Source organism: Nocardia sp. NPDC055165 (genome assembly GCF_053606985.1).
Map to the genome: position 1 here is coordinate 302,831 of NZ_JBSGSS010000006.1, position 13,325 is coordinate 316,155.

Here is a 13,325-nt window from a genome sequence, read left to right on the forward strand (position 1 = left end):
GATGGATTTGGCCGCCCTCTCCCCCATACTACTTTCTATTTTGATCGGAACTCCTACATATCTGGTATGGGACGATATGAAGATTAAGAATCAGCGAGCGCACGATTTGAAGCGTGACAGGTTTGAGCTCATCTTTCCTAACGATCTTAGAGCCGAGCAGGTTCAAGACTTCGCCAGGTCTATCGGCAGAAGTCTGGACAACAAGCTTGCTCGCTTCGCCGGAGTCCCTACGGTTGTATTCGAGGTGGTGGCGTCGGACAAGGGTATATCCCACTATCTGCGTGTGCCCCACGTGGATTCCGAGTATCTTCAGGGCCAGCTCGACGGCCACCTCCCTGGCATCGATGTAAGCCCGGTCGAGAGCGGTATCGAGGGGTTTGGTACTTCCCCACTGTTCGGCGTGGATCTTCGGATGAGCGATCCCCTGCGCCCTCTGCGAATCAACAGCGTCGTAGCGCACAGTACGAAGATCCTGAAAGCTATCTACACCGACCATCCAGGCGAAACCGTAGTGCTTCAGTGGATCGTCTCGCACTCCAATGGCTCGAAGCTTCCAGACGATGGCCGCACAGTCATGACGTCTAAGCCGACGTTGTTGGGCGCCTTTGTCTTTGGACTTGAGGCCAAGCCAGGGGAGATCAAAGACCGCCAGATCAAGGCGGTCGAGCAGCAGTTCGCCGCCGCCGGGCGAATCGTAGCGACCGCCAAGGACTCCAAGCGGGCCGAGCAACTAGTCTCCAAACTTACCCATGCGCTCCAGTCGGAGAACAAAACCAACTTGATCCAAGTCGGCCGGAAGATCCCGGCCGATCGCTTGGAAGAGGTTGTTACCCAGGCGCTCACGCCTCCGCGGTTCGCGAGCCAGCTCACTGTGACTGAACTGTCTGCACTGGCGGGATGGCCCCTCGGGAACATCCAACTCCCCGGCTTACGGCAAGGTTCGGCACGACGTTTCCCGGCGACCGAAGCGTTTGCCCGTGAAGGCTGGGTATTGGGGCACAGCGACGTTCCAGGTAGGAACCGTCCCATTGCTCTGTCTCCCGCGCACATGCCGAAACACACGATCATCGTGGGCAGCTCCGGATCAGGTAAGACTTCGCTCATGGGCAACGGTGGCATCCAGGTTGCCCAGCAGGGCTACGGCCTCTTCGTCATCGACGCTGGAACCGACGTCTCACAGGAGCGGCTGTTCTACCGCGTTCTCAACGGCCTTCCAGTGAAGAGGCTGCGTGACATCGTCCTAGTGAACCCAGCGGAGAATCGTGAGTTCCCAGTATCCATCAATCTGCTCGACCAGGGCTTTGGTCTGGGTGTGATTGATCAGATCGTCGGTGTGTTCGAAACCTTGTATCCCAGCATCAAGGAAGGCGTCTCGGTACGGGAGCTGTTGTACTTCGGTCTGTGGACGCTGCTTGAGGCGGGCGGATACACCTTGATCGACCTGGCTTCCCTACTGAGTCCACGTAACCCGGTGGAGCGCGCCTGGGCCAAGCAGCTTATCGAGGGTGTCAAAGATCCCGAGCTCAAAGACTTTTGGGATCGCAATCCAGGTGCAACCGCGGACCCAACGTCGGGCCGATCTACCAAGGCTGACGAGTGGGCACGGTATGTACAGCCGCTTCACCGTAGGCTCTGGCAGCTCGCCGGCCGACCCGAGATCCGCAACATAATCGGTCAGACTAAGAGCACGATCAACCTCCGAGAGATCGTGGCACACAACAAAATTCTGCTTGTCAGCGTCGGCGGGTTGCCTGACGATACGGCCGAGCTCTTCTCGACCCTGATCTTCAATCAGCTGTGGGCCATCGCCCAGCAGACGCGCGTCGAGAAGATGAACGTCCTGATGATCGACGAGTTCCAGGTGGCTGCGAACGTACGGGGAGGGTTGCCTGACGTCCTGGCGCGCGGGCGGGCGCACAAGCTCGGCCTTGTCCTTGGAACCCAGTTCATCACCCGCCGGGTCATTGGAGCTGAGTTGCAAGGATCAGTCATCAACAACACGGCTACGAAGATCGTGCTCAAGTCATCGGCTCAGGAAGCGGCCTTGTGGGCTAGGGAGCTGGGCGGCCGACAGGTAGCCGAAACTGACATCTCCAAACTACGGCCGTACCACGGCATGGCGCAGATCGCGAACGATGCAGGAGACAGCAGCCCAGTCACGTTCCGTGCACTCAAGCCACCGGAATCAACCGGCATCACCCGGCTAGCCCTTGATCGGAATCTTCAACGCTACGGCCGTCCGGTAGAGCAGGTGAGGGAAGAGATCGCGAACCGCCGTCAACCCGCAGTCAAGGCCACGAGAGCCGCTAAGCCGCAGGGGATTACCGACTACGACCCGGACGAGGAAGCATGAGCGAAGCCGTTCAAGAGTGGGCCAATCTTGTCCTTGGTGCCGTCGACGAGATCGACAGTCTCAGTGCGGAATTGAGCCGATGCGCGAGCAATATCGAAGCGGCTAGGCGAGAGTGTGAGCGCCTAGCCAATGACACTCGGCTCCCGGATACGGCGGAAGACTACGAAGTCCTGGAGCGCGCACGAAGCATCGCCGCTTCAGTCGAATCGTCGGCTACTCACATCCGCAATCACGTGATGGATGCGGGCAACGCAGCGCAGGACTTGAGCCGAGTACTGGGCTTCTATCACCACTAGGTAGGGGCGGGTGTTGGGGCGTACTCCCCTACTCCCCTACTTACGCATAAAAACAGCTGTAACACCTTACAGCTCCCCCTACCCTACTGGGTTCGAGAGGGGTCTAACGGAGGTAGGTGTTGTAAAAATTAAGTGGGGTAAAATACCGATAATATGCGCGATAGGCTAGTTCAGAGTAGGAGAGTTGGCTCCACCGAACCGCCAATAGTCCATATTGAAGAACTTGTGCCATAAAGCATGGCAAGGATGGCACAGTACAACTAAATTGTTCGGGTCATCCTTACCGCCGCCAATACTCTGAGACTTGATATGGTGCACCTCAAGCCTGTTCCGAGTTCCGCATCGCAGGCACGGATGACTTGCGCGCAGACGCGCCCCGACCGACGGATTTATCTTGGGGACCGAATTTCTGTACGTGCGGTTATACTTTGCGGTTTCACTAGCAACCTTTGCTCGATATCGCTTCTTTCCTTCGAGATACGTCGCACGATTGTTTAGCTTCCATGCTCGAACCTGGCAAGCATGTGAGCAATACTTTCGACGATTCTTACCAACAATTTCTATCCGACATACTAAACATAAGATCATATACAAATAGCTAACCACTCCCCGCCATCAAAATCAAGGGAGTGGTTAGCTATTTGACATTCAGAACCTAGCTGCTTTTCTTGTGCGCCTCGTCGTAGAGGTCGAGGAACTCTGCCTTGATACGACCGCGATCGTTGACCTCGTGGCCTTGTTTCTTGAGCCACTCGCGGATGTTGGCGAGCTCTTCCTTGGACCGGCCGGAGCCGGTATCTGGTCGGGTTCCGGTGGATGAGGAACCAGCCGGGCGACCACGACGACCCGGCTCCGGAGGAGCAGGTACAACTTCAGTAGCAGCCTCGACCCACGGCTGAAGGACCTTCTCAAACTTGTCGAAGTTCGTCTGACGAAGATCGATCTGGTAGTGCTTGCCGTTGAAGGAGAACTCTACCGGTGCCTCGAAACCTCCATCGATCTCCTTGCCGTCAACGTCATCAATAAGGATGACCTTCTTGCCCATGGCTCTAGCCTCTCTAAGACTGCTCGGGACGATACTAGACGTGTGTTAGTACATCATGCAGCTTAGACATCAACTAAGCAACTAGGGCGTGATAGCGTGGCTTAGGCGCGCTCGCGGGTCATGTAACCAGCCACGAAGACTCCTAAGGCCGTGATGGCCGAGGCAACTTCAGGCGGTACGGTGATACCGAACATACCTAGCATCCACACGACTATGACCGTGATAGAGCCACTAATACCCACAGCGGCGATCTTCGATGTTGGTTGCAGTGTTGGTTGATCCAATTTCATCTTTCCCCCTTCTTCGAAATCACTGTGAACCAGTTACTTTCGTTGTTCTCAGTGAATTTCCTAAATGTGTAAATGTTGTAGTCGACCGATATGGCGGCGCGACAGCGAGCGGGTAGACCTGGAATAGCAGTCGGTAGTCTCATCGGAATCTCGGTACTCCCGCTTCCTGCTCTACGATTACCCTCAGATTGACTGATAGGGTATCTCGATATTGAGCCCCTTTGATTCTGGCAGTCAACGTAGTAGTAAGCAGTGCCAGTCACTTCCATGACTTTCTTGTAGCTCGCCTGGATAACGAACTCGTCGCCAAGGGCGTATTCCCTGTCCTCTACAGAGATCTTCCAATCCTGGACCACATCTATGGGGGCTAGGAGCGCGTAGGCAAGAGCTAGAGATGCAGTCACCAGGGCTCCAGCAAAGGCAAATGCCAAAAAGTTAGCCACCCTGGCGAATGCGATCATAGACCACCTCCAAATGCAAACTTGAGAACAGCAAGGACCACAGCACCTCCAACTGTCACGGCGATACTAATGATGATCGTGTGCCAGGGTTGCTGCGACTCCTTCGTGACATACTTCTCGAACTTCTGATTAGTCTCTTTTACAAACTCGTTGAAGTCGGACTGTTTCACGAATGCAAAGTTGTTCATCGTGCTCTCGATACGATCCAGGCGCTTGAATAGCTCGGTAAAGCGATACTCGATGAGATCGCGGGGCGTATCGTTCTCGTGTTCATCTTTCACGGACAGCTATCCCCTAGGATTGGATTGTTCTTTATAGGAGACCAGATATTGTCATCGAGACATCGCCATTCGACTGCATCTGTAGATGGATTCTGACGGAACTCGACTTTTAATACAGTCACACCGTCTTTGCCATCTGACCCACCCTTAGGCGCGGGAAGCTTTGCAACCTCTTCTTTTACCTTGGTGCCAATGGCGGTTTCTAGGAGTGGGTAGTTGACTGGCTCCGGCTTGACTGTCGGCTTAGGCAGTGCCGCTACAGCTTGATTTACTGCCTCAGTAATGTGACCGTCTATCTTCTCATAGTCGACAACTGCCGGCCTGCCGTCGTCTCCCTTGATTGGGAGTACCGAGGCGGGGACCTTATTAGCCGTGTCCCTTTGGGTGACCGTCACTAGAAGGGCTACGAATAGAAGAGCTATGGAGAACTGCGAGAGCAGGATTACCACCCACACCCGTTTCATGCGGGGTACACCTTTCCAGATACACGGTATCCAGACACAGTGGTGATGAAGTTGAGCGTAAAGCCGTCAGGATCGAAGGAAGCAAAGCTAGCCTGGATGAGTCCACCTGGTGTCTGTAGGTTAATCAGCCTGTCGGTATATACAGGGAAAGTACCTATCGAGCTCTCGGCGGATAGGCAGGTCTGTATTGACCCATCTGAATCGCCCATACTCCACCGAATGCCTGCTTCGGTGACTGAATTCTTGCCCGAGGCTTTCAGCTCTATAAATGCTGGCTGAAATCCTATGCCGGTGAACGGTCGAAGTCCTGGCGTACTGTTTGTTGTAAATCGGATTGGTTTAGGTGCAGCCATATCACCCCTTGATTTCTAGCGCATCTTTCAGTGCTGCGCTTAAAGCCTTCAGTTTCCTCTCAGCCTCGGAGGTGTCTTGCGGCATGGCTGCCATCTGCTTCCGCAGATCGGCAATATCCACCTGAGCATCTTTTAGTGCCTTGACTGCCTGCGGGTAGAGGTCCAGCAGGATTCCGTTATCCCGGTGCCAGTCTTGTCCCCTCGGCGTGTTCGGGTCCAATGTTATTCTAGCCAGCTGGGAATACTCACCGCCTACCCAACCCGCAGCTTCCTCGTCTGAAATAGTGTTCCGAGGATAGTGGGTCATCGCAACGTTGACGTCTTTGTATTCATCTATGCTTGATACTCTTCCCATATCATCTCCGTTCTTAAATCTTAGGTATCCGAGTAGACCGTTTGTCGTGATGTATCCGATCGCGCATAGCGGGAGCGGAGCGTTCTGCTCGAAGACGTTTATGCTGTTGTGGCCGTTCTTACTGAGGAATATGGCAACGTGACTATCCGGCGTGAAGGGAGCATTTCTCCATACTGCGATGTCTCCGTACTCCGGTTCACCCTGGACCTTTTCTAGCCATTGACCTAGCCCGAGACCGTCAAAGTTGTTCCAGAGATCTTTTGCGTAGCCGGTAGGTCTCAGGGTCAGATAGTTGAATCCGGGCACTACGTCGCGCATGTACTGGACCCACAAGTCAAAGCACTGATAAGGCTGGTAGTTGGGAAAGCTATCCAGATCGAGCGGTCGACCATCCCATTTAGAAATGAGCGCCTTTACCTTACCGTCTATCATGGCGTCCTTAGCTCAAAGTCAACCCACCCGATATAGGTAGCGCTGGCTCGTGCTTGTGCGTTGTAGCTTAGGGATGTTGCCGAGGTATTAGTGTGCTGGAGGCCATGCAGGGTATCGGTGATGAAGTTGCAGATCATCGAGGTTCCAGATGGCGTATTGTTTCCGATCGTCGCGATGCCGACAGGGAGGCTCGTAGTCGCAGGCGTGAAGTACTCGCCGCTCACCTTCGTGAATGAGAATGATGAGCTGCGCTTTGCATAGCGTCGGTAAGTTCCCATGTCATAGATAGTCCAACCGTTCGCGTCAGTTTGTTTCGTACCGTAGGCCATAGGTCGGATGAGCTTTGCGTTAGTATCGACATTGGTCGTGTAGACTGCGGTGACAGCAGATCCATTGGTGACAACGATTGCTAGCCAGATGGAATTAGCGGGCAGGGTTGGGCTTGAGGCATTGTTAGCGACCTCCGTGTAGGTGATAGTGCCTAGGTAGTCGACGCTCACATACGTGTCTTTGGATGCAGTAAAAGAATGGTTGGTTATCACTGCGGGGGTTATCGGGATCATGATGCCGCCGACGTTTATATACCCAGTTCCGGCGGTCATGCTCGCCAGGAGGCCCGCGCCAGCTGACCACTGAGCGCCAGAGGTTATATGGGAAGCAATGCCTAGAGCTGGGGTCTTCGAAGGCGCTACGAATGATCGGACGTCAGTAATCTTGTCTGCTGCTATTACACTCACTCCCGCTTCTACACGGACCTGTGCAACAACGTCGTAAGGATTACCTGAACCAACTGCGGATTGAATAGCGGCTGAGTTAGGGGCCGATGGGCTGGCGCCCGGAGTGCCGGCCACGACGAGAGCCTTTGATGCGGCCTTTCCATCTGGTGTGTTCGCAGCAAGGGTATCGTCATCGGTATAAACAACGACGAGGTCTATGCGTGGATTGCTTACATCAGGCGTAGTGATCGTCAGGTTGAAGTTGGCTACAAGGCTTACGAGGCGAGCAGAGGCGACGTTCGCTGAGCCGTATCGGGCGAGGAGGTTTCCCGGCGCTAGTACTACCTGCAATCCGGTACCAGGACTGACAGTGAAGCCGTCGATGACTTCACCAGAAAACATCCTCGATAAGTGACGAGCATAGAGCTCAGGTGACATCAAGGCGTTTGGATAGTTTGCTGTTTTGAAGTCGTCGTACATATCTTGAGTTCACTATATTACGTTTATACTAAATGATCCAGCCCCAGCGGTGTAGAAGTAGAACTTGAGCTTTTGGCTATTCGATACTGCGATACGCCACACCTGTTGATTATTACTGACGCGCTTCCGGTAGATCCCGGATGTTTTTTGAGCCGGAGTACCAGTCACATCTACGACCACAAGCTTGTAGCAGAACGCTCCTCCGAAGGTCAGATCAGCAGGAAGGAACTCCACATCAACCACGTGGGTTCCGGACGCCGGAGTGAGCACGTCATACGTACTGGCACTGAAGATTCGACTAGTCAGGATGCTCCGGCTACCAAGCAGCTGAGGGGCTTTGAGCTCGCGCTCCAACTCCTCAACGGAGCGAAGCGCACTCACCATCTCTCCCTGTGGCAGTCGATCGAGAACGCCCACTAGTCCCTCCTCACTACACCAATGGTTACCTCATCCGTAGTGAGCGCCTGGAGCTTGAAGGCCACGTATGTGTTGATCGGACCGAACAACGACAGGAACCACTTCGCCTGAAACGGCGTGATCTCGATGGGGGCCGCAGCTTCGAGGATGTACAGCACGTAGCCGGAGGACGGATCGACCGCGGAGTAGGTAGCCCCGGCATCGACAGACTTGAACAGATCGACTACCAGGTCGTTCAGGAAGACCTCGGCGTTCACCGATGTCAGGGTCACGACAAAAAACGCCCCACCAGTGCTAGGGCTACCCGGTGAGGCTGTAGTGACTTGTCCAGTCCACGCGTAGGTTCCAGCGTTGTCCGTGCGGATGTAGTGAACGCTCGCCCCACCAGTGCGCTGTGCCGAGCCCTTGAGCTCGCGCATTACCTGCTCCGCTTCCCGGAGGACTGTCACAGGCAGATTGCCGGGCAGAACACTGAAATTCGTTGGGCCCATTACAACCTCACCAGTTCAACTGATCCGCCGGATGATGCGACGACTTGGGCCTTTGCTCGTATCGTGATGCTCCCCTGATACGTCAGGAGGATCGTCCAGCGCTGAATCTGTTCGTCTGCCAGGTACGACAGGGCAACCTTGATGCCGCCGACCAAGAGGATGTCCGAACCACTGTGGTAGCCCAGATCCCCGGCGAAGCCACCACCAAACAGGTAGTCGACTCGATTGGCGTCCGCGGTGCCGTTGATCCGGAGATCAAGGTAGGGCAGGGCAACAGGGAAAGACTGCGAGCCATCGGCCGTGTACGTGAGCTGAAGCGTCTTCTGCTGATAGGTGAACGGTGGTGTGGTCGTGAAGGTTTCGTTCACATCCCACGTGGCCGCGTTCTGAATCAGGTAGCTCAACTGACCACCGATGCTACTGATCCGCTGGCGAGATTTGATCTCGTTCGCTAACCGTTCGGCTTCCCGGAGACCAGTCACGAGCTGCTGGGCTGGAAGATTGGAGACAAGTCCGCTCATCCCTCGTAGTCCCCAGTCTTCTCGAAGTAGAGCGTGACAGCCTTCTGGAAGTGGTTCTCGTCGACTTGGGTCTCCATGCGCTCGATGCGGTAGTAACCCGTCAGGTCTTCCAGTAGCCGGCGCCCGGTCATGACGATGGGGATGATGTCGCCGATCTCTAACCGGACCGCTGGCATGTCCGCGCCCGACAGGGTTATCTGCGGCATACGTAGGAGATCCTTCACGCGCTGAAGGCGAGCCTCAGCGTTCTCGACCAACGTTGCGGCGTTGGAGACCTCATTAAACAGTACTGGCAGCTCGCGGAGGCCAAACTCCACCTGTGATGTGAGATCATCGACGCTCGGCACGAGCAGACCTGTCTGCGGGTCGACATGACCGGTCATCAACGAGTCCCCGCCAAAGCCTGAGCCGATGCCGTGAATCTTATTGAACAAGTTATTTGCTCCGCGATTCAGCACAGCGCTGTCGATGGTGGAGCGAAACTGGTTGCGGTCGAACTGTAGGCGGAAGTCTGATCGAGGTGAGCCGAGCGCCGGGTAGGTCATGAAGGTCTTGTCCGCTAAGAACTTGAAGTCAAACGTGCCGTCGACCAGGTTAGTAAGCCGCTGGAGGTTGAGTTTAGTTGAACTAGTATATTGTTCAAAGGTTCGATCTCGCAGCTTGGTCGTCACGTAGTAGCCGCTCGTAGGCAGGATGATTCCGTAGTTTCCATACACTACCGACTGATTCGACTGGATGAGCTGACGCGCTATCTCGACTGATTCAGTATTCGTGAAGGTCAGCGACGGATCAGGGTATCGGGTAGCGAAGAAGTTGAGGTATCCGTGTGCGTTGACGTCCACATCAGCAGAGCCAGCCGGAGAGAGCCGTATGGGAGCCCAATAGAGCTGTGTGCCAAACAGATACTCCCACGGTCCATTACCGCGCTTTTCTTTCACCTTGATCTCTGTTTGGCCCTCACGGAAGTTACTTACCGGATCGGCACCGACGTTGTTAATCAAATAGCTTTCGAAGGCGTCGAGGTCGAGATTAAACCTCAGCACTTCCGCCTCGTTGCGCTCCTCTGTCCATCCAAGATCCCTCGCCAAGTGGGTTATCTCGCAGATTCTCACTCCAGCACGGCTCCAGAGCTCGACGCCGAACTTCGTGATCCTTGAGGCCCGCGCTGCTGCCAACTGTTCCCGAGCTTCCATTAGATCCCTCGAAGCCCCGGACGCCACTCCATCGCGACACTCGATACATCACTAGATGAATCACTCTCAAACAAGAATTCGTTGTCACCAACTACAAGGCTGATCCACTCTGAGTCGAGGGGCACATAGCCGAACGCGTTGCCGCCATTGAGCGTGACCGTGTGGTTGAACATATCGATTACAGTGACCGATCCACTATCAACCGCGTAGCCAGCTAGATAGAATCGTTCACCGGTAGTGACGTTCGTGATCGATGGGTTTGTTGTTTTGCCTGTGATAGTGAAGACCGGATAAACCGTAGTAGTCCCGGGATTATTCACCGTCGTGTTAGGCATCCCCTCGCTGAAGGCAACCGACGTACCGAAGGTCGGGGTTGAGGCAGAGAAGAGCATTCCACCAGGTACCGCCTTGTGAATCGTAGCGGTAAGCGCTGCGCCGGCCGAGTTGTCATAGATGGTTGGATCTGGCGCTTCAAGCTCAATCTTGAAGTAGTGCTGGAATCGTTGTCGTTTGATAGGCATCTTGAAGTCCATTACTTGGCAATACATGATGTAAGACCGGCCGTCGTCGTCAACCATCGTCAGTATTACCGGCTCGGGATAGAGCGGTAAGGCGGCCTGTAGGTCCCGTCGCGTCTGCAAGGCTATATCTACGCTTTGATTGAATACACGACCGTTTAGGGTGATCTTACGCGAATCGGGGAGCTGCATACCGATATACGAGCCCCCTTGCCCCGAGCGCTGTCCGCGACTAGTCCTGATATCTGGCAGTTCGAATCCTTCCAGATCTTCATCCAGATAGACGCCATTGTCCGGCGCGTTGATTTCATAGTCGTTTAGAAAGATCCTCATGATGCTTGCCTCAGAGCGAAGCCGATATCGTTGAGCATTCGATGGGCATCACCGCCATTATTTATATTCATATTTTGGATTACAACAGTAGGGCTGTTGTTTGTCACTGAGTTGTTCTGCGACCGATAGGCCGGACTGACCTTAGATCCTCTAGGTAGGTCGACAAGTTCCGGGCCGTGTTCACCAACCCATGCTGACCCGCCTGGTGCATAGTTTGTGCCCATCGCAAAGCCAGGGAAGCCTGTGTTATGGAGGTATCTCTTGGCCAGTTCCTTGGCCTTCGGGCTGCTCACGCCGTTGTGATAGATGTCCAGATACTTTTGATCCAGCTCTTTACTGACTGAGTTGAATTCTTTCTGCGCTGCCTTCGCGCCCTCTATCGCCGACTGCATCTTGTTGTACTCGTTCCATACCGTTGCGATAGCCGCTAGCGCTGCGCCGATCGCTATGGCGGGCATGACCATCGGCGTTGAGATGAGAGTGTTGAGAGCGGCCATCTGAACCATCGTCTGCGGAATCGTCACAGTACGAATAAAGGCAAGACCTGCGTTGAAGGCATTGAAGGTCGCGTTCAAGGCCATAGCAGCGGCGAGGCCACCGAACGCACCCGCTAGCGTCCATACCCACGGGTTGCCCGCCTCAAGCTCGTCGTAGAGCCAGCCGAGGACCTCTACCAAGAGCCGCGTGGCATCGACCCCTAGACCGATCGCACCAACGAGCGACACGCCCAGCACTGGTATGAGCGGTTCAATCACCTCGTGCCGCAGCTTGTTGGTGACCGGGAACACCCGCTCTTCGAGTACGCGCCAAAGGTCATCAAACTTAGGCCCCAGATACCCACCTACCTGGCGCCCAAGCTCAACGGCCTTGGGTATGAACTCGTCGACGGCATCGATAGAACGGCCCACGACGCCGGCCAGGTTTTCCCCGAGCCCCGCGAAGTCGTATCTCCCGATGACATCTAGTTCACTCGAGATTCGAGTAAAGATCGGCTTTGTTGCCGCTCCGGCCATCATGGTGAGCTTGTCCTTCACCTGGTCGAATCGGGCGGCGGTAGTCTGCCCCTGCTTCGCGACCAGACTCATGTCGATACCCATCTCGTTCAGGGTCTTCGTGATGATCTCCATAGCCGGAACGCCCTGAGCCTTAAGCTCATTGATCCGCAGACGCGGCAAGTTGAAGCGCTCGACGATCGAGACCCAGTCACCGGACAAAGCCTCACGCAGAGCGAACGTCGCACCCGTCAGCCCCTCGGCGGGGTTCAGAGAGGCCAGCAGCTCGGCTTGACGTACGAGGTCTTCCAGGGACTTCCCAGACGACTTAGCCACTGGAGTTAGGTTTGCCGCAGCTTCTGCCATCTCAGCGAAGGCGAACTGTGTTGCAGAGGCTTCGTCTTTAACCCAAGCCAACGTTTTAGCGACACGCTCGTTGTCCTTCATGAAGGCCATCATTTTTGTCTCGGCGGCCTCAACCGAGCTGTTGAACTTGATTCCTATAGCGGCACCAGCCGTTGCCGCGGTCACACCGGCGGTCCCGACCGCTAGAGTCGCTGCACCAACAACACCGGTCAATGAGGCGAGAGAACTCCGTAATCTACCTGCGCGACCCTCAAGGTCCTCGATAGATTCGGCGGTCTTTCGAATAGGGCCATCTGCCCCGTTCGCTGTAACGACAATGTTTATTCGGTTATTAGTGGCCACGTAGATTAATCTCTGGGCGACTGGCTTTCTACCTGTCGCCTTCTATTGTCTAGATTATCACGCTCGGCCTCTAGCGACCAGATAAGCCTTGCTTGCTCTAGCGCTTCCCATGGCTCGTTGTCGTATTCTTCAACCGTCAGATGGAAGTGTGATCTATACCTCCATGCAAACATCTCTTCGTGAATCTCTAACGGAATTTTTGCCCGGAGATCGTGAAGGATGTAGTCACGATAGTGTTCTTCGACTTCTAAAAAGTCGTTTTCGCTTTTAAACGGTCGGCACCCGAGCTGAGCGCCACTGCATCATTAAGCCATGCGAAGCCCAAAGCATCGGCAACCGCAGGCACGTCTTGAGAGGTGATAGTTACGAGCTCGGTAGAGCCATCTTCATTTGTATTGAGAATAACACCGCCAATGATAGTCTGCAGCGCGCCTTCACGAACAAGCGCTTCAGCTTGCTCATTAGTCATGCCGGGCGTGAACTTCGACTTCCATTCATCTCGGAGCGCCTTGTTTGCAGCGCGGACTAATAGATAACAGTCCTGCCAACCTTGTCCAAAATCGGCTAAGCTCATCCGACGCGTTGCGGTAATATTTAGTCCCATAGAATTCTCCTATCTTTAGTTG

Annotated in this window: 16 protein-coding genes; 2 read left to right on the top strand and 14 right to left on the bottom strand. The window is 54.7% G+C overall.

Annotated features, from left to right (window positions below; all coding sequences use genetic code 11):
• Nucleotide 1: 1 nt before the first annotated feature.
• Entirely contained in the window at nucleotides 2-2,353 is a 2,352-nt protein-coding gene (locus ACWFRF_RS15370; protein WP_452450460.1) for a type IV secretory system conjugative DNA transfer family protein, read from the top strand.
• A complete protein-coding gene (locus tag ACWFRF_RS15375; RefSeq protein ID WP_452450462.1) occupies nucleotides 2,350-2,649 on the top strand; it encodes a hypothetical protein in 300 nt (99 codons plus the stop codon). The genes ACWFRF_RS15370 and ACWFRF_RS15375 overlap by 4 nt, the downstream gene beginning before the upstream one ends.
• A gap of 165 nt (nucleotides 2,650-2,814) precedes the next feature.
• Here ACWFRF_RS15375 and ACWFRF_RS15380 read toward each other — a convergent pair whose 3' ends face one another.
• From ACWFRF_RS15380 to ACWFRF_RS15445, 14 genes are all read right to left on the bottom strand, one after another.
• Entirely contained in the window at nucleotides 2,815-3,237 is a 423-nt protein-coding gene (locus tag ACWFRF_RS15380) for an HNH endonuclease (protein WP_452450616.1), read from the bottom strand.
• A 67-nt stretch (nucleotides 3,238-3,304) separates the two neighbouring features.
• Nucleotides 3,305-3,694, bottom strand: coding sequence for a histone-like nucleoid-structuring protein Lsr2 (locus ACWFRF_RS15385; protein ID WP_452450464.1), 390 nt, complete (start codon nucleotides 3,692-3,694; stop codon nucleotides 3,305-3,307).
• A 286-nt stretch (nucleotides 3,695-3,980) separates the two neighbouring features.
• Complete coding sequence (locus ACWFRF_RS15390) at nucleotides 3,981-4,445, bottom strand: hypothetical protein (protein ID WP_452450466.1); 465 nt, start codon at nucleotides 4,443-4,445, stop codon at nucleotides 3,981-3,983.
• Entirely contained in the window at nucleotides 4,442-4,726 is a 285-nt protein-coding gene (locus ACWFRF_RS15395) for a hypothetical protein (RefSeq protein WP_452450468.1), read from the bottom strand. Before ACWFRF_RS15395 ends, ACWFRF_RS15390 begins: the two co-directional genes overlap by 4 nt.
• A complete protein-coding gene (locus ACWFRF_RS15400) occupies nucleotides 4,723-5,190 on the bottom strand; it encodes a hypothetical protein (RefSeq protein WP_452450469.1) in 468 nt (155 codons plus the stop codon). The genes ACWFRF_RS15395 and ACWFRF_RS15400 overlap by 4 nt, the downstream gene beginning before the upstream one ends.
• 354 nt (nucleotides 5,191-5,544) lie before the next feature.
• Complete coding sequence (locus tag ACWFRF_RS15405) at nucleotides 5,545-6,330, bottom strand: CHAP domain-containing protein (protein ID WP_452450470.1); 786 nt, start codon at nucleotides 6,328-6,330, stop codon at nucleotides 5,545-5,547.
• Complete coding sequence (locus tag ACWFRF_RS15410) at nucleotides 6,327-7,526, bottom strand: hypothetical protein (protein WP_452450472.1); 1,200 nt, start codon at nucleotides 7,524-7,526, stop codon at nucleotides 6,327-6,329. The genes ACWFRF_RS15405 and ACWFRF_RS15410 overlap by 4 nt, the downstream gene beginning before the upstream one ends.
• Nucleotides 7,527-7,538: 12 nt before the next feature.
• Nucleotides 7,539-7,943: a hypothetical protein gene (locus tag ACWFRF_RS15415; protein ID WP_452450474.1), complete on the bottom strand. Its 405-nt coding sequence runs from the start codon at nucleotides 7,941-7,943 to the stop codon at nucleotides 7,539-7,541.
• Nucleotides 7,943-8,362, bottom strand: coding sequence for a hypothetical protein (locus ACWFRF_RS15420; RefSeq protein WP_452450476.1), 420 nt, complete (start codon nucleotides 8,360-8,362; stop codon nucleotides 7,943-7,945). The genes ACWFRF_RS15415 and ACWFRF_RS15420 overlap by 1 nt, the downstream gene beginning before the upstream one ends.
• A 71-nt stretch (nucleotides 8,363-8,433) precedes the next feature.
• Nucleotides 8,434-8,955, bottom strand: a complete 522-nt coding sequence (locus ACWFRF_RS15425; protein WP_452450477.1) for a hypothetical protein — start codon at nucleotides 8,953-8,955, stop codon at nucleotides 8,434-8,436.
• Nucleotides 8,952-10,148 carry a hypothetical protein gene (locus ACWFRF_RS15430; RefSeq protein WP_452450480.1) on the bottom strand — a complete coding sequence of 399 codons (1,197 nt, stop codon included), beginning with the start codon at nucleotides 10,146-10,148 and terminating at the stop codon, nucleotides 8,952-8,954. Before ACWFRF_RS15430 ends, ACWFRF_RS15425 begins: the two co-directional genes overlap by 4 nt.
• Nucleotides 10,148-10,999, bottom strand: coding sequence for a phage distal tail protein (locus tag ACWFRF_RS15435; protein ID WP_452450482.1), 852 nt, complete (start codon nucleotides 10,997-10,999; stop codon nucleotides 10,148-10,150). The genes ACWFRF_RS15430 and ACWFRF_RS15435 overlap by 1 nt, the downstream gene beginning before the upstream one ends.
• Nucleotides 10,996-12,522: a hypothetical protein gene (locus ACWFRF_RS15440; protein ID WP_452450484.1), complete on the bottom strand. Its 1,527-nt coding sequence runs from the start codon at nucleotides 12,520-12,522 to the stop codon at nucleotides 10,996-10,998. The genes ACWFRF_RS15435 and ACWFRF_RS15440 overlap by 4 nt, the downstream gene beginning before the upstream one ends.
• A 424-nt stretch (nucleotides 12,523-12,946) precedes the next feature.
• Complete coding sequence (locus ACWFRF_RS15445) at nucleotides 12,947-13,303, bottom strand: hypothetical protein (RefSeq protein WP_452450486.1); 357 nt, start codon at nucleotides 13,301-13,303, stop codon at nucleotides 12,947-12,949.
• Between the last annotated feature and the right edge of the window lie 22 nt (nucleotides 13,304-13,325).

Bases quoted from the DNA above. Each gene is read 5' to 3' on its own strand.
- ACWFRF_RS15390 (WP_452450466.1), bottom strand. From the start codon at position 4,445: ATGATCGCATTCGCCAGGGTGGCTAACTTTTTGGCATTTGCCTTTGCT.
- ACWFRF_RS15385 (WP_452450464.1), bottom strand. From the start codon at position 3,694: ATGGGCAAGAAGGTCATCCTTATTGATGACGTTGACGGCAAGGAGATC.
- ACWFRF_RS15445 (WP_452450486.1), bottom strand. From the start codon at position 13,303: ATGGGACTAAATATTACCGCAACGCGTCGGATGAGCTTAGCCGATTTT.
- ACWFRF_RS15405 (WP_452450470.1), bottom strand. From the start codon at position 6,330: ATGATAGACGGTAAGGTAAAGGCGCTCATTTCTAAATGGGATGGTCGA.
- ACWFRF_RS15375 (WP_452450462.1), top strand. From the start codon at position 2,350: ATGAGCGAAGCCGTTCAAGAGTGGGCCAATCTTGTCCTTGGTGCCGTC.
- ACWFRF_RS15370 (WP_452450460.1), top strand. From the start codon at position 2: ATGGATTTGGCCGCCCTCTCCCCCATACTACTTTCTATTTTGATCGGA.
- ACWFRF_RS15410 (WP_452450472.1), bottom strand. From the start codon at position 7,526: ATGTACGACGACTTCAAAACAGCAAACTATCCAAACGCCTTGATGTCA.
- ACWFRF_RS15425 (WP_452450477.1), bottom strand. From the start codon at position 8,955: ATGAGCGGACTTGTCTCCAATCTTCCAGCCCAGCAGCTCGTGACTGGT.
- ACWFRF_RS15435 (WP_452450482.1), bottom strand. From the start codon at position 10,999: ATGAGGATCTTTCTAAACGACTATGAAATCAACGCGCCGGACAATGGC.
- ACWFRF_RS15380 (WP_452450616.1), bottom strand. From the start codon at position 3,237: ATGATCTTATGTTTAGTATGTCGGATAGAAATTGTTGGTAAGAATCGT.
- ACWFRF_RS15420 (WP_452450476.1), bottom strand. From the start codon at position 8,362: ATGCGCGAGCTCAAGGGCTCGGCACAGCGCACTGGTGGGGCGAGCGTT.
- ACWFRF_RS15430 (WP_452450480.1), bottom strand. From the start codon at position 10,148: ATGGAAGCTCGGGAACAGTTGGCAGCAGCGCGGGCCTCAAGGATCACG.
- ACWFRF_RS15400 (WP_452450469.1), bottom strand. From the start codon at position 5,190: ATGAAACGGGTGTGGGTGGTAATCCTGCTCTCGCAGTTCTCCATAGCT.